Source organism: Methylocaldum gracile, assembly GCF_053646815.1.
Genome location: NZ_CM132196.1, coordinates 2985219 through 3008799, shown reverse-complemented (window position 1 = coordinate 3008799; position 23581 = coordinate 2985219). Strand labels below are relative to the sequence as shown.

The 23581-nt window shown below is 59.6% G+C and carries 17 protein-coding genes; 11 read left to right on the top strand and 6 right to left on the bottom strand.

The features are described from left to right. Positions 1 to 274: 274 nt before the first annotated feature. Complete coding sequence (locus ACWJJK_RS13185; protein ID WP_156881030.1) at positions 275 to 3565, bottom strand: VanZ family protein; 3291 nt, start codon at positions 3563 to 3565, stop codon at positions 275 to 277. 389 nt (positions 3566 to 3954) lie between these two features. On the opposite strand from ACWJJK_RS13185, the gene ACWJJK_RS13180 reads away from it, so the two are divergent. Next, positions 3955 to 4278, top strand: a complete 324-nt coding sequence (locus ACWJJK_RS13180; protein WP_156881029.1) for a hypothetical protein — start codon at positions 3955 to 3957, stop codon at positions 4276 to 4278. A 394-nt stretch (positions 4279 to 4672) separates the two neighbouring features. On the opposite strand, the gene ACWJJK_RS13175 is transcribed toward ACWJJK_RS13180, so the two are convergent. The 4 genes from ACWJJK_RS13175 to ACWJJK_RS13160 all read right to left on the bottom strand — a co-directional run bounded on the left by ACWJJK_RS13175 (position 4673) and on the right by ACWJJK_RS13160 (position 9207). Further along, complete coding sequence (locus ACWJJK_RS13175) at positions 4673 to 5755, bottom strand: dipeptide epimerase (protein WP_156881028.1); 1083 nt, start codon at positions 5753 to 5755, stop codon at positions 4673 to 4675. Between the two features lie 224 nt (positions 5756 to 5979). Then, on the bottom strand, positions 5980 to 8085 hold the full coding sequence (locus tag ACWJJK_RS13170) for a TonB-dependent receptor (protein ID WP_454128158.1): 2106 nt from the start codon (positions 8083 to 8085) through the stop codon (positions 5980 to 5982). 545 nt (positions 8086 to 8630) lie between these two features. Then, a complete protein-coding gene (locus ACWJJK_RS13165) occupies positions 8631 to 8774 on the bottom strand; it encodes a hypothetical protein (RefSeq protein ID WP_166642553.1) in 144 nt (47 codons plus the stop codon). Between the two features lie 49 nt (positions 8775 to 8823). Next, positions 8824 to 9207, bottom strand: a complete 384-nt coding sequence (locus ACWJJK_RS13160; RefSeq protein WP_077730113.1) for a hypothetical protein — start codon at positions 9205 to 9207, stop codon at positions 8824 to 8826. A 994-nt stretch (positions 9208 to 10201) separates the two neighbouring features. On the opposite strand from ACWJJK_RS13160, the gene ACWJJK_RS13155 reads away from it, so the two are divergent. The 9 genes from ACWJJK_RS13155 (at position 10202) to ACWJJK_RS13115 (ending at position 20834) form a co-directional block, all read left to right on the top strand. After that, the gene (locus ACWJJK_RS13155; protein ID WP_454128157.1) at positions 10202 to 11428 is read left to right on the top strand and encodes a sialidase family protein; all 1227 of its coding nucleotides are present in this window, start codon (positions 10202 to 10204) and stop codon (positions 11426 to 11428) included. 2 nt (positions 11429 to 11430) lie between these two features. Further along, positions 11431 to 11802, top strand: a complete 372-nt coding sequence (locus tag ACWJJK_RS13150) for a copper resistance CopC family protein (protein ID WP_077730115.1) — start codon at positions 11431 to 11433, stop codon at positions 11800 to 11802. A gap of 13 nt (positions 11803 to 11815) precedes the next feature. After that, the gene (locus ACWJJK_RS13145; RefSeq protein ID WP_156881024.1) at positions 11816 to 12526 is read left to right on the top strand and encodes a hypothetical protein; all 711 of its coding nucleotides are present in this window, start codon (positions 11816 to 11818) and stop codon (positions 12524 to 12526) included. Further along, positions 12523 to 14271: a hypothetical protein gene (locus tag ACWJJK_RS13140; RefSeq protein ID WP_454128156.1), complete on the top strand. Its 1749-nt coding sequence runs from the start codon at positions 12523 to 12525 to the stop codon at positions 14269 to 14271. Before ACWJJK_RS13145 ends, ACWJJK_RS13140 begins: the two co-directional genes overlap by 4 nt. Then, complete coding sequence (locus ACWJJK_RS13135) at positions 14271 to 14927, top strand: ATP-binding cassette domain-containing protein (RefSeq protein ID WP_434130165.1); 657 nt, start codon at positions 14271 to 14273, stop codon at positions 14925 to 14927. Before ACWJJK_RS13140 ends, ACWJJK_RS13135 begins: the two co-directional genes overlap by 1 nt. Positions 14928 to 14931: 4 nt before the next feature. Further along, on the top strand, positions 14932 to 16092 hold the full coding sequence (locus tag ACWJJK_RS13130) for an ABC transporter permease (RefSeq protein WP_454128155.1): 1161 nt from the start codon (positions 14932 to 14934) through the stop codon (positions 16090 to 16092). 50 nt (positions 16093 to 16142) lie between these two features. Next, positions 16143 to 17018 carry a metal ABC transporter substrate-binding protein gene (locus ACWJJK_RS13125; RefSeq protein WP_240507136.1) on the top strand — a complete coding sequence of 292 codons (876 nt, stop codon included), beginning with the start codon at positions 16143 to 16145 and terminating at the stop codon, positions 17016 to 17018. A gap of 341 nt (positions 17019 to 17359) precedes the next feature. After that, on the top strand, positions 17360 to 19297 hold the full coding sequence (locus ACWJJK_RS13120; RefSeq protein ID WP_156881019.1) for a sulfatase-like hydrolase/transferase: 1938 nt from the start codon (positions 17360 to 17362) through the stop codon (positions 19295 to 19297). Positions 19298 to 19652: 355 nt separating this feature from the next. Further along, on the top strand, positions 19653 to 20834 hold the full coding sequence (locus tag ACWJJK_RS13115; RefSeq protein WP_156881018.1) for an acyltransferase family protein: 1182 nt from the start codon (positions 19653 to 19655) through the stop codon (positions 20832 to 20834). Here ACWJJK_RS13115 and ACWJJK_RS13110 read toward each other — a convergent pair. Next, positions 20831 to 21976, bottom strand: a complete 1146-nt coding sequence (locus ACWJJK_RS13110) for a helix-turn-helix transcriptional regulator (protein ID WP_156881017.1) — start codon at positions 21974 to 21976, stop codon at positions 20831 to 20833. The genes ACWJJK_RS13115 and ACWJJK_RS13110 overlap by 4 nt on opposite strands. A 655-nt stretch (positions 21977 to 22631) precedes the next feature. On the opposite strand from ACWJJK_RS13110, the gene ACWJJK_RS13105 reads away from it, so the two are divergent. Beyond that, positions 22632 to 23471, top strand: a complete 840-nt coding sequence (locus ACWJJK_RS13105) for a hypothetical protein (protein ID WP_156881016.1) — start codon at positions 22632 to 22634, stop codon at positions 23469 to 23471. Positions 23472 to 23581 lie beyond the last annotated feature (110 nt).

Below are 23581 nucleotides of genomic sequence, written 5' to 3'. Positions count from 1 at the left end.
TCCGGCATTCATTTTGTAGGATGGGTAGAGCGAAGCGAAACCCATCGATGGTGGGTTAGGCCGCGCGGCCGTAACCCACCGAGCGGCCTCGGATCGGTGGGTTACGCTCCGCTAACCCACCCTACATAATGTCTACTCGAATGCCGAATGGAATTATTCCGGCCTACAAGCGGAGATCGGCAAGCCTGTGCCGACGATCCCGTTTGCCGATCCGTGACGTTCGGGAAGGAGCGAGACTAAAGCGGCCGTTTGCGATGGAAGCAGGGGATTTCAGTTACGGGACTACATCCTGCAAGAATCGCCGCACAGGTCTCCCGGCTTGATTGGCACGCGTCAGCAAGCCGGCACCGAACGCCCCTAGATAGAACAGCATGGATAGCCGTGGGGTATCCATCGTGCTGCCGAGGAGACCCACCGTAAGAAACGCCAGCAGCGCGCCGGGCAGGATCGCCGCATCTAAATCCCCTCTTGCCAGGGCCGGTCCGCAAGTTTTTCCGACGCCGAGCAACAGCAGCGCCAAAGCCGCCAGTCCCAACAAGCCTTGGGAAAAATACATCTCCACGGCTTGCTGGTGGATATGCCAGGCCAAGTCCTGATCGGCGACGAACAGCCAGCGGGCGACCCCGTCGCTGAAATCGCCGTTAGCCACCAGCTCGTGTCCTTTCTCGGTCATGAGACTTATGTCGTCCACGTCAAGCGGGGTATCGGAACTCTTGTTGTGCAGCGACAGTTTTACCGGCCGGTAGGGCCAGTTGCCGCTCCCGCCGAGTTTTCCGGGACTCACCTCGACGGTGACCGTTTGCCAGTTGCTTTCGGACGACTCCGGCCGCAGTTCGGGCAAGATACAGTCGAATGAGTAAAGCAGCGCCTTTTCGCAGAGGGGAACACTGAGGGAGCCGCCGCCGGAAGCCTGCCGAATCCGGGCGGAAAGTATGTAATGTTCGCCGGGGGCGACGTCGACGATCTGATCGAGAAAAACCGGCTCGCCGGCACCGAGGCGTAGATAAGGGTTGTCGCCGTCGCGCATGACGGTATAGGTGCCCGGTGCTTTGGTAGTTTCGGCGCCCAATGCGTAGAGAACGGGATATTGCCCGAAACCCATTCCAATGAGTGCTGCCGTCGGTCCGTCATCCATTAAACCTAGAGCACGCTTCCAGTGCGCTTCCCGAATGGAGAGATCCTCCGAGATGCGTGCCAGCCGGGATTGTGCGAATCCGCCGGAAAGCACGGGAACGGCGGCGGCAACCGAGGCCGTCAAAAGTCCCGCGAGCGCCAGCCAGCGATGGATCGGAAATTCTTTCCGCTGCCTCAGCATGCTGAACAGTACCGGCACCAGGCCAGCAATGAGGGCGGCGTATCCGCCGCGCGAAAAGGTCACCAGCATGGCATAGCTGACGCCCATGGCGGATGCGACGCCGAATAGCTTCAGCATCCGGTTGGACGTTGCGAGTACCGAAACCACCAGCGCCGGAAAGGCGAAAGCGATGAAGGCCTCGATGTAGGCGCCTCCGGTGTGCATGCTGGCGAAGGTTCCGGTTACGCGAAACACGTTTTCGAAGTCTCCCAGCCCAACGTACACATGGCGTTCCCATAAAACGGCCAACGTCACCATGGCCAAGCCGGCGACCAAGCCATTTCCCATCTGGCGAAGAGCCGCTCCGCTGTTTTCCGGAGGGATGCGCCGTGTGAGGGGTACGAATAGCAGCGCCCACAAGAGTCCCTTGCCGACCATCCAGGCTTCCAGCGGTGAATGGGAGCTGTCGGAGAAATTTCCTTCATTTCCCCAAAGCGGCCACAAGCCGCGCGCGCCGGCAAGCAATCCGCTTACCCACAGCAGCGCGACCGCCCATGACAAACTTCGATTCGGCCAGGGCCGAGGCTTTATCCGGTAAATCCGCAGATAGGTCACGGCGAGTGTGACGAGGACGACCAGGTCGAATTCGTCCAGCATCAATCGGCCGGTCCAGGGACTCAAGTCGAGCGCGGGCAGGAGAGCCGGAACGGCGAAAAGCCATCCGCTGGGATACCGCCACAACAAGGCCGCGTAGCCCGCCAATGCCACGATCAGCCATGGCGTGCCGACGGAATAGGACAATATGCCGACCAGAGCGAGCAGCGCCGCGGCGAAAGCGATCAGCACGCCGAAAGGATGTGGCGTGCCGTAGACCTCGGGATGCGTTGGCGGAGGATGTGCCGGAGGGAACTCTCGATCATGGGTTGTGCTCGGCTGTATCGGCTCGTCACGCTTGCCGGTCAGTACGACTCCGACCCAACGCGCCAGCGCGTAGGTGACCGCGGCACTTGCTGCGGCGATCAGCAGATTGGTGAAATCCGGGTGCTTGGGTGGAACGAAGAGCTTGCCGAATTCGATGGGGAACGCCAGCGCGGCGGCGAAAAACGCCACTTGCAGCATGCTGGGGGTTTTCTCCCCTAGGCTTCGAGTCCGTAAAGCCCACCCGGCGAGACCGATCGGGGCGTACATGGCGGCCTGGGCGAGCACGCTCACCAGGGCGGCCTGTTCGGTAGTGAAATAATGATAATAAAAAGGCATGATCCGGATGCCCGCGAGGCGCGCCATAGCATCGGCAAACGGCAGCCAGGCGGTCGAGAACCAGCCGCCGAGCGCCAGCAGCGCCAGGATATACGGCAACGCGGCGAAGGGTATCGTGGTCTTGATAATCCAGGCCAGGGGCGAGGGGCCATGCCGAAGCAGGATTCGGCCTATCGCGGCACCCGCCACCAGTCCCGCTCCGCGCCATAGTACCGAAAGCCCTTGGCTCACGCCCGACGCGAGCAGCAATTGAAAGGGTTCAAGGATCAGACTCAGCATCGCTCCGATCAAGAAGATGCGGCGGTAACCCATTCCCGGAGCGGCGAGAGCGATGAAGACGCCGAGCGGCGCAATCGCGACAATTTCACTCGCTTGACGCGCCGTGCACCGCAGCCAGCCGTTGCAGCTTCCCGCGATCAGCCACCCCCAATTGTCCGAGCTCAACTTCCATGCAAGTTCTTGGGTTGAGACAACGAAGTCGTAGGGAAACAGGGACAGCAGGAGATACAGAATCAGGTAGGCGATCATCGCTGCATATACCGATGCGCGTCCGCCTTCCGCGAACGCATCCAACAGCCGCGCGATGCGCCATCGTCCCAAGACGAAGAGGGCGATTCCGCCGGCCGAGCCGAGCGTCTCGGCCAAAAGATCGTTCAGCGAGACTGTGCGGGGAGCGAAGAATATCTGGGTGAACTCCACCGCGACCGCGACCGCGAGGCAGAACACGAAGATCGACAGCGCCGTCAGGTGACGCAGTGCCCCGGTCGACCGTATGCCGACGCCCCATGCGCAGCCCAGGAACGACAACGGCACATAGAGCACGATGTTGGCCACCCAGTCGGCCCTCGATTCGATACCCAGGTCCAGATACTGAATGGCGGAGAACTGTTTGACTGCCTCATCGAACGTGTAGGCGCGATACTCGAAAGGCACCAGGCTTCCGTACACAACGAAAACCAGGTAGACCAGGAACGCGAAGAAGGCGTGGCGACGGTCGGCTGTGGGCATGCTCATCGGTCGGATATCAAGCTCGTCAGGTGCTGGAGAAAGGCCGGTGGTAATATTCGGGCAGCAACAGGGGAAACCGTACGCCGCATTTCGTTTTTGTTCAATCGCGATGCGGTCTTTTTCGATTTGCTGACTGTATCAGTGAAAAGCTGCGCCGGTAAGAATCCTTATTCCATGCGACATGCAAGTGAACATTAATCGTAGGGTGGGTTAGCGGAGCGTAACCCACCAATTCGAGGCCGCGCGGCCTAACCCACCATCGATGGGTTTCGCTTCGCTCTACCCATCCTACAAAATGAATGCCTTATCGAAGGCGATTTGGAGTTACTGCGCGTTTTTCGGCGCGGATCGGCCTATGCGAAATTTCGTACAGAGCCCATTGGATCGGAATCGATATGAAAAACACCCAAAAAACCTGGACGCCGCAACGCCTGGCTGAATGGGAGCAAACCCGAGCGCGCGGGAAACGCCGCTTCGTTTGGACTCATGGCGTGCTGCAATGGGGCGGGTTCATGTTTGTCTTTTCTACCGTGGTGTATCAACACCAGGTGTTCGGCGATATCTTCAGCACCCAGGGCAATCTTCCGTTTCGTCTGATGCTGGGCGCCCTGGTTTGGACCTTCGTGGGTTATCTCTACGGCCGGTCGAAGTGGCAGCGCAACGAGCAGGAATATGCGGAACAGACGAAGTCGCGGAACAAGGGAACGTTCGTTTCCTGAATTTCACTCGGGCTTGCCGAGGGCCCGTGGTGGGGTGGGGTGGGTGCGCCCGGACCATCCGCGCAACCCAGCAAGCCAGGCGTGCGCCGTAACCCATCAAAGCGAGCGGCAAGGCCACCGAGCGTTGCTTTCGTGGGTTACGGCGCACTTGAAGCGCAGTGATCAACGGCCGGGCGGTGCGGGAGTGCGCGTAATTCCATTCGGCATTCGAGTGAACACTCATCGTAGGGTGGGTTAGCGGAGCGTAACCCACCGATTCGAGGTCGCTCGGTGGGTTACGGCCTCGCGGCCTAACCCACCCTACGAATTCCCGGTTTCCTGAGCCCGCCGAAAAAGAGCCGTGTCGCTAGGCAGTACGCATTGCGTATCGTTTCAAACTCTGCGCAGAGATTAATCAAAACTTGCATAGCCCTCCCCCATGCCCTGCGGTTTCCGCATCCAGCAAATAATTGGGGCCGGCCGGCTTGCAGCCGCCTTCCACCGGATCGTCTGCGAGCAGCATCGGCGTATCCAGGTCGACCCATTGAAAGCCGCCGAGTCCCGCCGCGAAATGCGCGCTGAAGCCCATGGCCAACCGAGTTTCGACCATGCCGCCGATCATGAGGTCCAGCTCTCCGGCTCGGGCGATGGCCGCGATTTCGAGCGCCCGGACCACGCCGCACTTGACCAGCTTGATGTTGATCACCTGGGCCAGGCGGTCCCGTACGATTCGCAGAGCATCCTCTGGCGTTCGGCAAGATTCGTCGGCGGCCACCGGTACGCCGGCTTCGCGGGCAAGCTTTCCGAGACCGTCCCAATCCTCTCGCGCGACGGGCTGTTCGAGCAGCGCGGGCTCGATGCCGGCGAGGCGAAGTTCCCTTAGCAGCACGAAAACGTCGTCGGACGAATAGCCGGCATTGGCATCGAGAATCAAACGGCTGCTCGGATGCCCGCGCCTGATGGCCAGGAGCCGGCCGATATCGTCGGAGCGATCGAGGCCGATCTTGACCTTGAGGATTTCGAAACCTTCGCCGCGGTATTGCCGGGCCAGAATTTCCGCGTCCTCGGCGGCGCAAATGGGTATGGTGATGTCGGTGGCGAGCCGGTTTTGAAACCCGCCGAAAAACCGGAACAGCGGAATTCCGCAATGGCGCGCCAAGGCATCGATCAGCGCCATCTCGATGCCGGCCCGGACCGACGGGAAGTTTGGGGCGCGTTCGAGGAGTTCCGCCGAGATCCGCCGCCATTCCCCGGCGTGTCGTCCCTTCAAGCGGCCGGCCTCCTGCTTCAGCGCGTCCAGCGCGATCGCCTGATCCTCGGCCGTTACGGGAGGCAAGGTCGAGGTCTCGCCCCATCCTTCCGATCCATCCGCGAGCGTGACTTGCACCGCGACGTTGCGGACGCGATCGAGTCTCGACGAGGCGATGGTGAACGGTGCGATCAGGGGCACGTCGAGTTTGTGGATATCGACTCGTCTGATTTCGAGGTCTTTGTTCATGGCGTCGTTCGCTGCCTATGTTCGCATTGGGGGCATTATAGGCAGGACTTAGGAAGAATCGCCGTCAAAAGCGCCCCGTCGGACCCGATATGTCGGCAAGGGATTGCCGACCTACGAATTTCTGCCTCGTGTCGAGCCATGTATAGGTCAGTAGGTCGGCAACCCCTTGCCGACACACCGGTTTGCCTCTGGATCGATCGGGACACTTCCGGGTCTCAATTCGTTCAAAAGCTGACCGATGCCGTGACCCGTACCTGCCGCGGCATGACCGGATGTTTGAGAACGCCGTCGACCCCCTCGGGCGGTTCGCCCGGAAGTCGCGAGGTGTAGTAGTAGGCGATATCGTTGCTTTTCGAATCGAACAGGTTGAAGACGTCCACGGCAAGTTTCAGTTGCCGGTATTGATAGCCCGCGCCGAGATTGACCAGGGTCGTGTCGCCCGCGTCGACGCTGCCGTCCTCCGTGAGCGGCACGTGACCGAAGTGGCACAGCCTCACCGTGGCGAAAAAGTTGTAAGGCAGTTCGGCGACCGCACCGGCGCTGATGACCCGACCCACGGAATTGGGAATGTCGTTGGCGCCGCGCGGCGCGTCCCGATAGCTGGCCGAAGTGAAGGCGAAATCGGCGTCCAGGGTCAGCCAGTCGACCGGCTTGTAGAAATTGGTCCACTCGACTCCGTAGCGTTCGCTTTTGCCGGTGGGCTCGGTGGTGCCGGCGTCTCCGGCGAACACCAGTTCCGAGTCGGACTCCAGCCACCACACCGCAAGGGTGGTGTTGAGTCCTTTGACGTACTGACTCCGTATGCCGCCTTCGGCGCCCCGTTGCTTGGCCAGCGGCGGCACGCTGCTTTGCGGAAGCGTGGGGTCGGTGGGGTCGGCTCGCGTGGTCACGCCGCGGGCGTCGTTGGAGTGAAAGCCGTAGCCCAGGTTGACGAACAATTCGGTATCTTGCCAGGGGCCGAAGATCAGACTGAGCTTGGGGCTGACGATGGAAGCGGTCTCGCTGCCGGAATTTTGCGGGATAAGACGGTCGGCCACGTCGAAGAAAAAGGTGTCGCTTCTGAGCCCGGCCACGGTGCGGAATTTCGGTAGCCAGTGGGTCTGGTTGCTGAAGTAGAACGAGAGGCTGGTTTCGTCCACATCGCCCCGGCTGACCGACCCGATGGTGCGGCGCCGTTCGGTACGGTTCAGGGTCAGGTCCATGATGGCATCGTGCCGGACCTGGAAACCCAGCGTGTTGTCCATATCCAAGCCGAACCACCGGTTGAACCAGGTCTGCTCTCCGCTGCCGCCCACGATCACGCGCCGTTCCTTCTGGCCGATTTGATCGCCGTGGACGGGGTCGTCGAGAAAACCGGTGAAATTGGAGAACAGGGCGACGTCGTAGTAAGCCGCGTACACGTTAAGCTGATTCTTGTACGAATCGCCGCGGCTCCAGAACTCGCCGGACAGGCTGTAGCGGTCGGTCTTGCCGGCATCGCTGGGGTCCATTGTTCCGTAAAGATCGATTTGCCCGGATTGCACGGCGCGTTCCGGGATCTGATTGGTGGCGTTCCATTGGGCGCGATAGGCCTTGCCGTGCAGCGCCAGTCCCCAATCTTCACGGTCGATGGTATAGCGCAGCATGCCGTTGAACTTGTCGAGTTCTTCCGGCCGCTTCCAGGGACCGTCATTGAAGTTGACTTCGGCGGCGTAGAGGAGATCGCCCGTTCCCAGCGCGTTCGAGTTCGCCGCCACGACGCGGTAATAGTCGTATTCGCCGCCGGTGAACTTCACGAATCCTTGCGGCAGCCGGTGCAGGGTGTGCATGCGCGCATAGCCAGCGGAGGAAAAATCGCCCACGTCGGCGTAGTAAGGCCCCTTGCCGTATTCCACCCGGTCCACCAGTTCCGGAATGATGCCGTTCAGATCCAGATAACCCTGCCCGTGAGCGTGGGTGGGCAGGTTCATGGGGACGCCGTCCACGGTGACGCTGAAGTCGGTGCCATGGTCCAGGTTGAAGCCGCGCAGGAAATACTGGTTCGCTTTGCCGGTGCCGCTGTGCTGGGTGGCGAGGGCGCCCGGCACCACTTCCACCAGTTCGCCGACGCGGGACAGCGGGCGGTATTTGAATTCCGGCTGTCCTACCACGCCTTGCGACGCGGAATTGGCGGCCCCCAAAAGATCGGTGGCGCGGCCCTGGACCTCCACGGTATCCAAAACAAGTAGAGAGGATGGATCTTCCTCTTCGGGTTGGGGATGGGGTAGCACGGGTTCGGCCAGCGTGCCCAGCGCGATACCGAGTCCCCAGCCAACTATTGAATGAATGGAAAAATGGAGTCGGGTTTTCATGGGCTCAGAATAATATTTCAAGAATGACAGCAACCACCGTGCCGAACGGAATCGTTCAGGGACTCAAGAACGGGAATCGTCGGTATGCTGCGAATTCCGACCGCTGAAGCTTCGGCTTCCGTCCCGCGAAACCTAGCCGAGGGATCAAATCTCGATGTAAACAATCCGGTATTTTTCGAGGAGTGCCTGCAAGTGTGTGCGGCCGTCGCGCCGCGTTATGGCGAAGTGTCCAGATGTTTGTGCGGGAGCGGACCCGGTTGTTAATCAGGCCCGTAAATACCCTCCTGGTATTTCGGGCCGCCGCCCAGGCCCGGTACACGCCCGGCCTGGGCTCACGCGGCTTGTCGCCGCGCCGGGGCATCCCTGCCCCGGATTAACCCGGCCTATAAATATAGGCCGGGTTAATAAAGCCGCCTCCTTAAAAAATCATCCATTAGCTTATACATCCCTAGAAGCTGGACGAGGTGATGGGGTGCACCGTACGCGCTATCGTGGAAGAAAACGCGCACAGCTACCCCAATCATCCAATCCTCCCCGAAACCGCTCTAGCGGGATAGTTCGCCCAAAGGCGCCGCGTGCTGCTCCGGCTTCTTGGGCCCCGGCGTATTGCCGAACGGGCCTTCCTTGCCGCATCCCGCCAAGATCAAACCGATCGAAATGACGATCGCCAAGTGCTTGCTCATGTCCATGCTGGTCTCCTATCGCATGCTTCGGGTGTGTGGTTGGCCTGAATAATCGCTAGAGCTTTCCTTCTTTCTTATAGTATTCGACCTCGTCGTTGATCAATTTGACGACTTCTTCCAGCGTCGTAACGGCAGTCGTAGGTTGCCCTCCGTTTTCCAGATCGGCAATCACCGCTTTCAATCGGCTGCTGGAATTCTGCATGGGCATCGTGCTTTTTTCCTTATAAGAAGCCACCGCCAATTTGCGCGCCTGCTTGGCGCTGTCCAAAGCCGCATCCTTGTTGCCCTGCTTGGCCGCGTCCAAAGCCGATTGGCTGGCTTTCTGCACTTCCACCAGATTCGGCGGCGGATCGGCATAACGCCCGCCAGCAATGCTGACGCCCGCGCTCAGGCTGAGAAACAGGGCCAAGATAATACGCATCATCGAATTGCCTCTCATGTAATGCTCCTTGTATCGATACGATTAAAAAATAGCCCGCGACCGCGGTGAATTCTCGGTGGTCCGTAACACCGAAAAAGCGGTCGCGGGCGGCATGAATATCAGAGGGAGAACGTGCCCCGCATTCAGCCGCCATATATAAGGCAAGTTATGTGCCTTGGTATGTCGCTGCGTCAAATGACGATTCAGTGCTGGAGTGGTCTGTATTGACGGTGCTGTCTAAGAATGGCTTGCCGTCTCTGTAACGAACTGAAAATTAAGGTTTTAATGCCGAAATAAAAGACGTAACAGGAAATTCTATTATGGGAAATGACGCATTATCTAATGAAATACTGTTGGATATCACAGGACTATTATGCGCGCCTATCATGCCGCTTATTAGAGCTCTTGCGAGGACTATGCGAAACCCCATAATGTGCTGTGTGAAAAAACATAAATGGCAGGTAAAGGTCGGGCCGAGATGAGAATATTTTTCGAGCGGCATTATGTATATCACTCGAGGCAACAGGTTTTTAATATGTATCAAATATGTTGCAGTAATCGAAAGGAGATGCCAATAAACCTACTTCTATTTGCTGTTATCCGATCCGCGATTTCCCCCAATACCTCTGTCATTTCCCTTATACCTAATACCTAACTCATTTATAACCGATTGTTTTTAAGACGATATCCTGCTGGCACAGGAATTGATTGGTATTTTGGCGTTTGCGCATCCTGGGTGTGCCGCAATGCCGTTAAGTTAAGGCGAAGGACGTCACCCCGGCAGGGAATGCCGGGGTCCAGAAGCCATGGATGGCAGAGGCGTGTCACTTCCCTGTGCTCTGGATTCCGGCACAAATTCGCAAGGAGCGAATTTGGACGTGCTAAGCACGGTCCGAAGGACGAGCCCCAGGGAAGGGGCGAGCAATCCCTGCCGGAATGACGCCTTAACTTAACGGCATTGGGGTGTGCCGCCCGTTGGAACGTTGGAACCATCATTTTCACGGATATGAATGTGCTTATCATTGACCGATCGAATCCGGCCTTTCGGACGCCGCTGTCCGTGGGGATCGTATTGCTCGGCTGTCTCGCGGCCGCGTCGGCCGAGGCGATCGCAGAGCGGCAACTTCTTGTGGCCGTCGCCGGTTTGGCCGAAACGAGGAGCTTGGACCTGGTCGTGGAGCAGGGGACGATACACGGGCTATTGGCTGGACGTTTCGGCGAGCGCGACCGGGTGGCTTACCTGGGGTCGGCGGATGGCGGGAAAACCTGGAGCGAGCCCAGGTTTCTCGACGGGAGCGGAGAGGCCCCCGTGATTTCCCGGCGCGGCAACGATGCCCGCCTGGCTGTGTACGGCCGGCGCATCGTCGCCGTCTGGCAGGCGCGGGGCGAACTGCCGGGCACGGGACCCTTGATCGTCGCCGCTTCGGAGGATGGAGGGCGGACTTGGCGCCGTGGCCAGAATCCGGCCGCTGGCGACCCTCTGAACAATCAGAGCTATCCGGCGCTCACCGTCGGCGGGGATGGACGCTTTCACCTCGTCTGGCTCGACGACCGCGAGGAAAACGGCAACACCCAGGGTCTCCGCTACGCAGCATCTCGGGACGGCCTCAACTGGAGCAGCCGGACTACCCTGGATCCGGCGGTCTGCACCTGCTGCTGGACTCGGATCGGCGCACTTCCGGATCGCAGCGTGGCGGTGCTGTACCGGGACGCCGATCCGCACGACATGCGCCTCCTTCGCGGCCCGTTGAACGGCGGCGGTTGGCTCGATCTCGGACCGGTGGGGATCGCCGGCTGGAATTTCACCGGCTGTCCTCATTGCGGAGGCGGGCTGGCCATAACCGGAACCGGCGGGCAAACCGTATTGCACAGCGTCGCCTGGACCGGAAAGGAAGAATCGCCCGGGCTCTTCTACTCGCGATCCTCCGATCTTGGAAAACACTGGGAGCCGCCTTTTCTGCTGGGCGACGGGCAAAGCCGGGAAAGCGACATTGCAGCGCTGTCCGCGTCCGATCTGGCCATCGTGTTCAGCCGAGCCGGCGCCGAGGGCGCCGCCGTGTACCTGGTCAGGTCCAGGGATGGCGGTAGGCATTGGTCGGTCCCGGTTGCCCTGACGCCGCCGGATGCCAACGCCGATCACCCCCGAATCGTGGCGACGCCCTGGGGGTTCAGGGCGTTTTGGACAATGGCGCGGCCCGGCGGCGGCAAGGCTTTGGCGATGGCCATTCTCTCCCTATGACGATGAACACCCTAAGACGGCACTTATTACTGATTCTGGCAGGATCGGCACTGGCCAGTCCCGAGCTTGCGGCGCACGCGATTCTGGTGAAGGCCGTACCCGACCGTGAAGCGGTCGTTTCCGAAGCTCCCTCGGAGGTGCTGTTGACCTTCAACGAAGGGGTGGGCGACGCATTCCTGGCAGTCGCGGTCATCGACGCCAACGGCAAGCGGGTGGACAAGCATGATGCCCGGCTGGACTTCACCGACCGTTCGCGGCTGCGGGCATCGGTGGAAAATCTGGCGCCCGGCCGGTACATGGTGCGCTACCGGGTGCTGTCCGCGGACGGTCACGTCGTGAGCGGCAAGTATTTCTTTCAGCTTCAAGCCAAGTAAGGAGGGCTTTCCGATGATTCTCCACGAGCCGGGTTTCTTTCGGCGTCTCGCGAACCGCGCGGCCGTTGCCGCGCTCGTCCTGGCGGCGGGCGCCGCATCCGCCGCCGGCATTCCGCGCGACAGTTCCAACGGTCGCCAGATGTATCAGGGCGCGTCGATGAGCTGTTTGGTGGCCAACGACTTCTACGCCGTGCACTTCACCGCTCTGCAGGAAGGGCGTCATGAAGGGGAGCAAACCGATTTCGTCAAGTACTGCCAGGAAGTCCCGCGGCCCGGCAAGACCTATCTGACCCTCGACCTGCTCGACCGCGATGTTCGCAACATGCCTGTCAGCTTGCGCGTGGTCGAGGAGGAGTTCGGCGATGACGGTCGACTTCCGAAGGAAAAACGTACCCTGGCGGAAACGCCGGCTGCGGTCTACCGGAACGGTACGGCGGAAATTCACACCGACATCACGGAACCCGGCCATTATGCCGTGATCGCCGTGTTCGGCGAAAACGACGGCTTCGTCAGCGAGGACGATCGGCTGAGGGTGCCGTTCAGCGTCGGCATCGCCGTTCCGAACCCGTCCAACCGTTGGCCCGGCGCCTTGTTCGCCCTGATCGTCGCCATTGTTCTGTCGGTCGTATGCTGGCGCGTCTATCGGGGAATAAGGCCCAAGCTTCCGGTCCGCGCGGCGAATGATGACGCCGAACGGCCGGCGCCGGCGCGCCAGATTCCATGAAAGCGCCGGTCGTTCGACCCGTTTGCGGCCGATGCGCACACGGCAGCGGCATTCTGGCGATGCTCCTGCTGTTCGGTTCGGCGTGGCCGACTCGGGCGGATTGGGCGGAATTCGGCGGTTACGCGGCTCTCGCCGAAGTCGCCGTCGAAGCTGACTCGATCACGGTCAACCTGCGCCTTCGGGAAAGCGGTTTGCCCCGGTTGCGCTCGCTGCTCGGCCGTGCGGACGATACTCCCGCTTCGGAGCTTGCGGGGCAACTTCTGCGCATCGTGGCGGATCGGCAGCCGCTGCCGGAAGCGAAACCCGTGTCCGTGGCGAGGGTCGACTCATCGAAAGACCGGCGCCGAACCGCGGAGGCATATTACGAGGCCGATCTGAATTATCCCTTGGTCCGGCGGCCGAGGACCTTGCACCTGCTGCCCCCGGAGCGCGCCGGCAAGGACTTGGGTCTGATCGTTCTGCACCGGGGCGTGCCCGTGGCCGATCTAGCGCCCTTGTCGAAACCGGCCCGCCTGCAATTGGACTGGAACGATTCGTGGCGGTCCCGATTCGATGATGCTGAAATGGCGCGCCGCCACACCGAACCGCGCTCCTTCGTCTATGTCGAGCCTTACGAAGTGCGGCACGAATTGCTGCTGAGGCTGTGCGATCTTCTGCCGCGGCTGAACTTTGCGCCCGTGAATCCGTACCGCATCGAAGGCGCGGAGCGGGAAAGGCTGAAACAGGCGATCGGCGACCTGCTGCTGCATCGCAATTCGCTGCGCCTGGACGGTGAGGCGGCGACGCCCCGGCTGGACCGGGTCGAGTTCATGCGTTATGGGCGCGGCGGCGTGGAAACCGTTGCGGACGGCGAGCCCGTCGACAGCGCCACCGCGGTCGTGGGAGCGATTCTGGTCTATCTGACCGAGCGTCCCGCTGCGGCCGTCGAGCTGAGCTGGGAGCTGTTCGACGCCGGCGGGGCATCGCGGCCGGTCAGCCTGCAACTGAACGACGAAACTTTCGAAGCCGACATGACGCGGCGCGATCCGGTCTTCCGCTGGTCGGTGGAGGAAGCGCTGAAAAATCCCGCTGTGCCGGAAGCCGCCTCGATGATCCAACAACCCTTGGCGGTGGCATCCGCTCCCGGCACCGTATTACTCCGCACTGCCGGCATTGCCCTCGCGGCAGCCGTCGGATGGCGCTGGCGACGGCGCCGGTTTTTGCCGCCGGGCACCGGCGCCCAACTGGGCGTGACCCTGGCCGTGGCCGGGTGCGTCGCCTTTTACCCGGAGATCGCGCACTTTCCCGCCCATGCCGGGAGCACTATCCCGGCGCTTCTCGGGGAGGAGACGATGAAAACCGAGCTGCGGGCCCTGCTGCATAATGTTTATCGGGCCTTTCAATTGCCGGAAGAGGAAGCGGCATACGACCGCCTGGCCATGAGCCTGTCGGGGGAGCTTCTGGACGACATTTATCTTCGCCAGCGCCGGGCTCTGTTGCAGCGGGGCAAGAGATTCGGCGGCGACGGTCGGGTCGAGCGGGTCGAGATTCTCTCCAGCGAAATCCAATCGGTGGACCCGAAATCCGGACGCTGCACGGTCGCCGCCCGCTGGATCGCCCACGGCGCGGTGTCGCATTGGGGCCATTCCCACCCGCGGACTACGCTTTACGCGGCGCGGCTGGTCCTGCGCCAGGCGGAAGATGGCCGCCTGAAGATCACGGACCTCGAATTTATCGAAGGGCGCAGGACGGACCCGGCGACGTAATGATCCAAATCGAAGACCTCGAATTTAGCTACCCGGGCGCCGAATTCCGCCTCGCCGTTCCCGAGCTCCGGATTTCCCACGGCGAGAAAATCGCCTTGATCGGGGCCAGCGGGGCGGGCAAGACGACCCTGCTGAAGCTGATGGCCGGCATCGCGGTCCCGCAGTCCGGGAACGTCCGCGTGGATGGCGTGCCTATGCGCGAGCTCACCGACCGTCAGCGGCGCAACTTCCGTGTTTCGCGCATCGGCTTCGTGTTCCAGGAACTGGAACTCCTCGAATATTTGAACGTACTCGACAACATCGTGCATACCTACCGGATCAATAGGGTTCTCAAGCTCAATGGGCGAGTGAGGGAGCGAGCGGCGGAACTGGCCGAGGCGGCGGGTTTGATGGGCAAGCTAAAGCGGATGCCGCGGGAACTTTCGCAAGGCGAACGGCAGCGGGTCGCGGTATGCCGGGCGCTGTTGCCGGAGCCGGGGCTGATCCTGGCGGACGAGGCGACCGGCAGTCTCGATCCGGGCAACAAGAGTCGGATTCTCGGCCTTTTGTTCCGGATGACAGAGCGCAACGGCGCGACGCTGGCGGCGGTCACGCACGACCACGAACTCCTGCCGCGCTTCGATCGGGTAATCGATCTGAGCGCTTTTCGCCGCTGACCGGATGCAGCACGATTTTTATCTCGCCTGGCGCTATCTTCGCCACAACAAGATCCGCAGCCTGATTCTGGCCGCTTGTCTGGCCATGATCACGGCGCTGCCTCAGGCTCTGCACCGCCTCCTGGACGAGGCCGAGCGCTGGATGTCGGCGCGCGCCGAAGCTACGCCCCTGTTGGTGGGGGCCCAAGGCAGCGCGGCGGACCTGGTGCTGAACGCTCTTTATTTCACCGACGCTCCGGCGTTCATCAGCATGGGCGAGGCCGACCGTATCGCGGCCACCAGCTGGGCCGATCCGCTGCCGGTTTACGCCCGGTTCCGGGTTCGCGGCCTGCCCCTGGTGGGCGTCACGACGGACTACTTCGTATTCCGCGGCTTGGCCCCGGCGGAAGGCGTTCTTCCGGCCCTGCTGGGGGATTGCGTGCTGGGGGCCGAAGCCGCCGAGCGTCTGAAACTCGCACCGGGGGACGTTCTTCCGACAACGCCGGAAAACGTTTTCAACCTGGCCGGCGTCCATCCGCTCAAGTTGAAAGTGGTCGGCATCCTGGCGAAATCCCGCGCTCCCGACGACCGGGCCGTGTTCGTGGATCTTCAGACGGCCTGGGTGATCGAGGGATTGGGGCACGGCCATGAGACCGGGCCGGGGGCGGGCTGGGCGGATGCGGCGTTCGCGCCGTTATCGGGCGATGTCTCGGCCTACACCGAAATCACCCCGGACAACCTGGCATCCTTCCACTTTCACGGCGATCCGGCCGACTTTCCCATCAGCGCGGTGATCGCGGTTCCGCGCGACGTGCGTTCGGCCGCCCTGCTGCGTGGACGCTATCCGGACAGCGAAGCCAAGACGCAAATCGTCCGTCCCTTGGACGTGACCCGTAGCCTGCTGCAAAACATCTTCCGCATCGGCGCGCTGTTCGATGCCATTCTTCTGCCATTGGGCGCTGCCGCGCTGCTCATGGTCGCGCTGGTCTTCGCGCTGTCGCTCCGACTGCGGCAGCGCGAAATCGAGACCATCCATCTGATCGGCTGTTCGCCGCTGACCGTGGTCCGGCTGATGGCCGCGGAAATCGCGCTCATCGCGCTGGGCGCCGGAACCCTCGGCTTGGTTCTGGTGCAAGCGGTCCGTGCCGGTGCAGCCGAATTCGTCCGCCATTTCGTTATCGCCTGAGGGAGTTATCCGTGTTTATCTCTTTTTCATGGCGCCGAGTAGCGCCGTACGTGCTGTTTTTAACCGTCGCGGCGACTACCGGTCAGGCGAGCGCCGCCGGCTCACCCGGATTGAAGATCGTCGCCGCAAACTATCCTCTGGCCTATTTCGCCGAGCGGCTGGCGGGCGCCAGGGCGCGTGTGGTTCTTCCGGTTCCGACCGGCGCCGATCCGGCGTTTTGGCAACCCAGCGCCGAAACGGTGGGCGAAATGCAGAAAGCGGACCTGATTCTCCTCAACGGTGCCGGTTACGAAAAATGGCTGCCTCAAGTAAGCCTGCCGCGCCTCAGGCTGGCGAACACATCCCTGGCGTTCCGGAACGCTTATCTCCGGATCGAGAACGCCGTCGTCCATAGCCACGGACCCGGTGGCCGACACGCCCACGAAGGTTCAGCCTTCACTACCTGGCTGGATTTCGATCAGGCCGGAAAGCAGGCGCAGGCCGTCGCCGATGCGATCGTCCGAAAGCGGCCGGAATGGAAGAGCGTAGTGACTGGAAACCTGAAGCCGCTGCTGGATGACCTTGCCGGCTTGGATGCCGAAATGAAACAAACGGTTGCCGCCGATTTCCGCCGGCCGCTGCTTGCCTCCCACCCTGTCTATCAGTACCTGGCCCGCCGCTACGGTCTGAATCTGAAAAGCGTTCACTGGGAGCCCGACGAAATGCCGCCCGCCGCGGAGTGGAGCGCCTTGCGGGACCTGCGGGCGAACCATTCGGCGCGCTGGATGATCTGGGAAGCCCAACCCGCTCGGGAGATTGCCGCGAAGCTGAAGACCATGGGTATCGAAAGCGTCGTGTTCGACCCCTGCGCCAATCGACCGGAAGACGGTGATTTTCTGACGGTGATGAAGCGAAACATGGAGGAATTGAAGACGGCGTACCGGTGAAAACGTTGGCGGACTTTACGCATACCGGCGCACACCGGAGGGTGTTGAAAAAGCCGCTATATGTAATCCGTCGGCTTGGTGAATTCGGCTGCCGCTTAGGGCCAAAATCAGTACCTTAGGCCTGCTTGTAGCGGCATTGTTCTCTTGTTGACAGCCGCCGGGGCGTGTGTTCCAGTAGGCAAAAAGTGCGGAAAAGAAAGGCCTGCAAGATGCTCCTTCATGTCCGTTGAACAGATCCCGGTGGAGGCTTGCCGCGGGTCAGGATTCTCGCCACCGGACGGCGATCACACGGTGTTATCGATCCCCGAAAGTTGAAAGCACGACTCGCACGGAGGTGCGCGATGGCTGATACCGAAGATAAAAAGCCGCATCTCGGTTTGACGCGCCGAGATTTTCTAACGGGCACGACATCGACGGCCGCCCTTGGAGCGCTGGGGCTGCACGCTGTCACGGGCGAAGCCGCGCAGGCACTGGCAAAAGCGGCACGAGCCCCGGGGTTCAAGGGGAGGCACCCGAACATTCTGATCCTGATGTGCGACGAGATGCGCCATCCGCCATTCTACGAAACCGATGAAGCGCGCGCTTTTCGTCGGCAATATCTGAAGACCCAGAATGCGCTCCGGGCCCATGGCATGGAGTTTCACCGCCATTACGCGGCCTCGGTCGCGTGCGTGCCGAGCCGGACTTCCATTTACACGGGGCACTATCCGTCGCTGCATGGCGTGACGCAGACCACGGGGGCAGCCAAGGAATCGTTCGACCCGGACGTGTTCTGGTTGGCGCCGAACAGCGTCCCGACCATCGGGCATTATTTCCGTGCGGCGGGCTATTCGACCTTCTGGAAAGGAAAATGGCACGCATCCGATGCCGATCTCAACATCCCCGGAACCCACAGCCAGCTCCTCAGTTACGACCCGAACACAGGCGTCCCCGACCCCGGTTTGGAGTCGCTGTATCTCGAGGCCGACCAGCTCGGCCGTTATGGGTTCTCCGGTTGGATCGGGCCTGAACCGCACGGCAGACTGCCGCTCAACAGCGGATCTTCCGCTGCCGATACGGCCGTGAACGGCCGCGACATCGGCTTCGCCTCTCAGACCAAGAGCCTGATCGAGCAACTCGACCGAAAACGCGGCAACCAGCCGTGGCTGATTGTCGCCTCGTTCGTGAATCCGCACGACATCACCCTATACGGGCTGGCGGCGACGCTCAGCGGGAAGTTCGACTTCCACTTGCAGGAGGGGATCGTGCCGGTCAATCTCCTGGAACCAATGCCGGCCGGACCGACTCATCTGGAAACGCTTGCGAACAAGCCCAGTTGCCAGGCGAGTTACCGCGATGCCTATCACAGCGTGTTTCAGCCCATTCTCTTCGACGAGCGGTATGTGCGGATTTACTACCAATTGCAGAAGGACGTCGACGAACAGATGATGCGGGTTTATCAGGCGCTGCAGGACTCCCGCTTCCGCGACAACACGCTGGTCATCTTCACTTCCGACCATGGCGATCTGCTCGGCGCGCATGGCAATATGCACCAGAAATGGTACATGGCTTACGAAGAGGCCATACACGTACCGCTGATCATCTCCAGTCCCCGGCTGTTTCCCGAACCGGAATCGGTGGATAGCCTGACCAGCCACATCGATCTGTTGCCGACGCTGCTCGGGCTGGCGGGACTCAATGCCGAATATCTGCGGAAGAAACTGGCTCCGGATTTCAGCGATGCCGAGCCGCTGGTGGGACGTAATCTGGCGCCGATCGTGTACGGCGAGGTCAGCCCGGATGCGATCAATGAGCCTTTATATTTCATGACGGACGATGATCCGAGCCGTGGGCTCAATCAGGACAACTGGACGGGGATTCCTTACAACTCGGTGATACAGCCCAACCATATCGAGACGGTGATCGCTCGTTTGAACGGAAAAATATGGAAGTATTCGCGTTACTTCGACAATCCCCAGTTCTGGAGCACGCCGGGCGATCCCGATGCCGATCCGCCGCCCGACCTCACGCCGCAGGATGTGGTCGTGACTCCGCCGGACGAACCTCCGCCGTCGACCGAAGGGATCTACACAATCGAATACGCCGTGTCGGTGAAGACGCAGCCGTTACCTGATGAATTCGAGATGTACAACGTGACCGACGATCCGGGTGAACTGAACAACCTCTACGACCAGGGGTATCCGGAACAGGCCATACTGGAGAAACTGCTTGCGGAACAATGTGCCCAAAAGCGGCTGACGCCCGTCAGCGGCACGGTTCCGGGGCAGCCGAGTTGTTGAATAACCCAGGCAGAGGCGGCACGGCGCGTACGGCATTCTCGTGAGTGATCGGCGTCGAAACTCGATTAGGGGGCGCAGTCCGACCCCACTGGGCTGGCACTCGTCGCCACACGCCGACCTGAGGAGATACCGCACCCCGTGGACGCTGTTCGGCTTCAGCAGGATACCTCCCGAGCGAGTCTCTTAGTACAGCGGGAGCGAGGCCGGGGGCTGCGTTAGTCGCATCACCAATCGATTTTCAATACGCTCTTGGATCTGGCTACTGTGAACCTGCCCTGACGAACAGGACAAAAAGGGGAAAAAGCGCCGATAAGGCAATATCCATAAAACATATAAAACAAAAGCCAAGCATGTTATGAGGGGGTATGGTTCGATGGCGTGTGTTTCTACAAAAAGCCAAGGAAGAGATGGAGGTATCGATATTGCGCGTGGATTGGGTATGATTCTTGTGATTTATGGCCATATACTGCAAGTACTCTTCCATAAAAGAATGGATGGCGGGTTTTCGCAGATTGCTTTTGCGCAGTGGCAGGCTATATACAGCTTTCACATGCCATTGTTTTTCATGATTTCCGGAATGATAGCGGATCAGTTTACCGGTAAATCCTGGAAGCAAGTGGTCTCGCGATCTGTGTATTTCATCCTGTTGGCCTATATTGTTGATGTAATTGGTACTGCTTTCGTCCTTATCCAGCAGGGGGCGTCGGCAATCTCGATGTCCATGGCTGAGGACTACCTGATAAATCACATCGTGCTGGCCGAGTCATTCAGCACCATTACTCCGTGGTTTCTGGTCGCTTTTGGAATTGTACGATTGGCGTCGTACGCGATACTCAGGTATGACGGAATGGTGCGGTGGTCGATCGTTGCTATTTTGATGATGAGTTTTGCACTGGCTTATCAGTGGCCCAATGCGTTCCATATCAGGGCGGTGGTACCCGGGGTCGTATTTTTTATGATGGGTCGCTATCTGGCGTTACATCCCATCAATATCAACGCACTGATGCCGGGCATTCTTCTTGTCATCTCCGCGTGGCTTGCCCGTTACAATGGGGGATGCACTTTTAGCTGGCAACCCTCCTGCGAGAACCCCGAGCTGCCGGCGCATTTTGCCGTACTGATGATCTTTGGGCTCTATGGAAATCTGCCGTTGTTTTTTTTGACGGCCATGATCGGTAGTCTGGCCGTGATCGGTTTTGCCAGGCTACTTGACAACACGAGGCTGTCCCCCGTGCTTGGTTTCCTGGGAAGACATTCCCTAGAGCTCCTGATCGTCAATGGCTTTTATCTCGTCTTCGCCAACCCGTTTCTCAGAAACGTGCTCGACATCGATGACACTGTTGTCTTTTATGTTGCGCTGGGAAGTCTAACCATCCTGGCGCATATCGCGACGTTGCTACTCGTGAAACGCGTGCTTCTTTATATCGAACGTGGCGCACAATACCTCGCGCAATTCTCCGTTGACCTTCTTTGGCTCGGCTCCGAGCGAATATTCGGTATGACAAAAGCAGGACGTGGCGGGCCGGCGCGTTTTTAGCGACGTGGCTGGTTGTGGAGCCACAAGGGCGGAGTGGAGCTCATCACCAGATGGATCAGTTCGCCCTGCCGGCTGGTTTCTGTTTTATCAAAGATCCGTTGCAGATGGGTCCGTGCGGTGGCTAGGCTTACGCCGATCTGTTCGGCGGCTTGCGCAAGCCCGAGGCCGGATAAGATGGAATCCAGCAAGCGCGATTCGGCCGGCGTCAATCCGTAGCTGCGCGCGAAGGCCCTCGAGCGCGATGCCTGGGCGGAATCGAGGTCGCTGATGAAGACTGCGCAGCAAGCGCCGGTCATCAGAGCTTTGATAAACGGGTTTTCGGCAGCGAGGGGGAGAACAGTGGCAAGCAATGGCCGCCCGTGCTCACGATCGATTCTAATCTCGGCACCCGAATCTGATTTTCCGGTCACGACTTCGAGGATCGCCTTCTGCAGTTCCCGGTTCGAGCGTGAGTCTCGGGCAGTAAGAGTGCCCTTGGTTGTAGTCAGGGTTTTGTCGGAAGCTAGCAGCGCCTCGGCAGCCGCGTTGGCCAAAACAACGTGCTGGCTTTTGTCCAGCAGCAGGACCGCAATCGCCAGATGCGCCAACACCGCTTCCATGGCCGATCGCTGATGCCGCATTAGGTCAAGCTGCATGCCGACTCGCAGAGCGCGCACCAGCTGCGGTGCCAGTCTTTCCAACAGGGTGCGTTCGTCATCGGTGGCGTCTCCGGCTCCATCTGCGCGCACCAGGGTCAGCGGACAGTAGACGTCGTCCTGGCGATGCAATACGACGGTAACGGGACAGCACAGTCCCTGAGGACGCGCCCAGCCATCGTAGAACTCGGTGCGCCGGAATTCGTCGACCGGCATCACATCCCCATTCGTCACGATAAATCCTGGTTGCATTCGCGGTGCAATTTCGAACAGGGGATTCATCGGCAGATAATGAGCGAAGGTCTTCGCGACATGATCGTCGTCAAAGCCAAAATAGACGAGAGGCATTCCTTCGCGGGTTCGGGAATTTTCCACGGTGAGTCCCCCGGCGATGCAATTCGTCAAACTGGCCAGCCGGCGCAAGACTTTCTCCCAAGCGGAAGGCTCTAGCGCCGCTTCCTGGATGAGATCAAGGACATCAAGATAATCCGCCTCCGAAACGATCATCCGAGTCCCTCACGCCATTTAAGCTTTCACTGCCGCCGGTTTCATAAACTGTTCCTCCGCGAGTCTCTGTGTCGTTATTGTCGATCGGAGTGACACCCAGCTCAAGTCTACGCAGTATCCAGGTTTCGAGTAAATCCCCACTGCCCAGCGAGTAATTTTATCCACAGAAAGAACATAGATCCGATCGCGTCCGGAGCTTAGCCAATCGAATGAGGCCGATTTTCACGGATTTGTCGTCATCCGTTTGAATGATGACGATGAAACAGTCTGACTTGCACAATCACCCTGGCTCTAATTTCGGCTCCAGCGGCGAGCCCTGTTCAAGAATGACGAGAATCGTCGTCTGTCTCTTGGCGAACGCTCTGGTTCAACGCGCTGGAACGGTATGTTGCTATGAATAGGCAAGGAAGGCTCCCGACGTTATTTGGTCTGCGTTGGCTACTTAACGTCGGTCCAGGGAAGGACTGGATATGTTCTGTACAAAAGACTGGCACGGTACGAAAACGCCTACGCCATCGAGAAATAAAAATAACACTGCAAGAAGACGAGCATTCGAATGCCAACAGTAATCGGTCGTTTTGTCTCCACTGATATTTTCACTCAATTAATGATCGTTTCTCAGTTCTAATACTGCAGTTAATAAGGAAGATTTCTCATGCCATACGACCTCAGCAAAATTTTCACCAAGATTCCGGCTCACATCACATTTAATGCGAAAGCTTGCAAACCTGGGTTCATCGGCTCTGCTGAGAAGTGTGGACCAGGTGTCGTTGGGATTGGGAATGATGGCCCCGGGGTGGTCGGTACTAGCACGAATGATGAAGGTGTAATTGGTGACAGTACATCCGGGGTCGGCGTGCGTGCCAAAAGCGAAACGGGAGAAGGTATCCACGCGGAGACCAATTCACTTAGAGTCGCAGCAGTTGCTGCGTTTAATCTCAACAAGGAAGGTTTAGGCGCAGCGATTTATGGCAAAAAAGTCGGCACTTCAGGACACGCTGGTTTTTTTGAGGGCAATGTACATGTTGAGGGTGATGTACATGTAGCGCGGAAGATTATTGTAGATGGAGATGTTGTTTTAACGAATGCAGACTGTGCCGAGTATTTTGATGTCATTAGCAATGCCTTAGCCGAACCAGGAACTGTGATGGTGCTGAATGAGGACGGGGGGTTACGAGAAAGCCACCAGGCATATGACAAACGGGTCGCCGGCGTTATATCCGGCGCTGGAGATTATAAGCCGGGCATAGTGCTCGATAACCGCCAGTCCCAGAATGTCAGAATGCCTCTCGCGCTGGTCGGAAAAGTTTTTTGCAAAGTAGATGCTAGCTACGGACGAGTGGAGATTGGCGACTTACTTACCACATCGAATACGCCAGGCCATGCTATGAAGGCCAGTGACCTCCATTTAGCTTTCGGGGCGGTCATCGGTAAGGCGCTACGTCCGTTGCAGGACGGAAGAGGGCTGATTCCAATACTTGTTACCTTGCAGTAGGAATTCTTTAAAGGAACTAAATTCCTCTGCTCAATTGCGGCACATATAAGGGTTCTTCTGATCGCATTGCGGGATGATCCGGTTAGGTTCTTGGGCTAAGCAAGCCAAGC

Bases quoted from the DNA above. Each gene is read 5' to 3' on its own strand.
- ACWJJK_RS13110 (WP_156881017.1), bottom strand. From the start codon at position 21,976: ATGATCGTTTCGGAGGCGGATTATCTTGATGTCCTTGATCTCATCCAG.
- ACWJJK_RS13170 (WP_454128158.1), bottom strand. From the start codon at position 8,085: ATGAAAACCCGACTCCATTTTTCCATTCATTCAATAGTTGGCTGGGGA.
- ACWJJK_RS13140 (WP_454128156.1), top strand. From the start codon at position 12,523: ATGAAAGCGCCGGTCGTTCGACCCGTTTGCGGCCGATGCGCACACGGC.
- ACWJJK_RS13135 (WP_434130165.1), top strand. From the start codon at position 14,271: ATGATCCAAATCGAAGACCTCGAATTTAGCTACCCGGGCGCCGAATTC.
- ACWJJK_RS13120 (WP_156881019.1), top strand. From the start codon at position 17,360: ATGGCTGATACCGAAGATAAAAAGCCGCATCTCGGTTTGACGCGCCGA.
- ACWJJK_RS13185 (WP_156881030.1), bottom strand. From the start codon at position 3,565: ATGAGCATGCCCACAGCCGACCGTCGCCACGCCTTCTTCGCGTTCCTG.
- ACWJJK_RS13115 (WP_156881018.1), top strand. From the start codon at position 19,653: ATGAGGGGGTATGGTTCGATGGCGTGTGTTTCTACAAAAAGCCAAGGA.
- ACWJJK_RS13165 (WP_166642553.1), bottom strand. From the start codon at position 8,774: ATGGACATGAGCAAGCACTTGGCGATCGTCATTTCGATCGGTTTGATC.
- ACWJJK_RS13175 (WP_156881028.1), bottom strand. From the start codon at position 5,755: ATGAACAAAGACCTCGAAATCAGACGAGTCGATATCCACAAACTCGAC.
- ACWJJK_RS13105 (WP_156881016.1), top strand. From the start codon at position 22,632: ATGCCATACGACCTCAGCAAAATTTTCACCAAGATTCCGGCTCACATC.
- ACWJJK_RS13150 (WP_077730115.1), top strand. From the start codon at position 11,431: ATGAACACCCTAAGACGGCACTTATTACTGATTCTGGCAGGATCGGCA.
- ACWJJK_RS13130 (WP_454128155.1), top strand. From the start codon at position 14,932: ATGCAGCACGATTTTTATCTCGCCTGGCGCTATCTTCGCCACAACAAG.
- ACWJJK_RS13180 (WP_156881029.1), top strand. From the start codon at position 3,955: ATGAAAAACACCCAAAAAACCTGGACGCCGCAACGCCTGGCTGAATGG.
- ACWJJK_RS13160 (WP_077730113.1), bottom strand. From the start codon at position 9,207: ATGAGAGGCAATTCGATGATGCGTATTATCTTGGCCCTGTTTCTCAGC.
- ACWJJK_RS13145 (WP_156881024.1), top strand. From the start codon at position 11,816: ATGATTCTCCACGAGCCGGGTTTCTTTCGGCGTCTCGCGAACCGCGCG.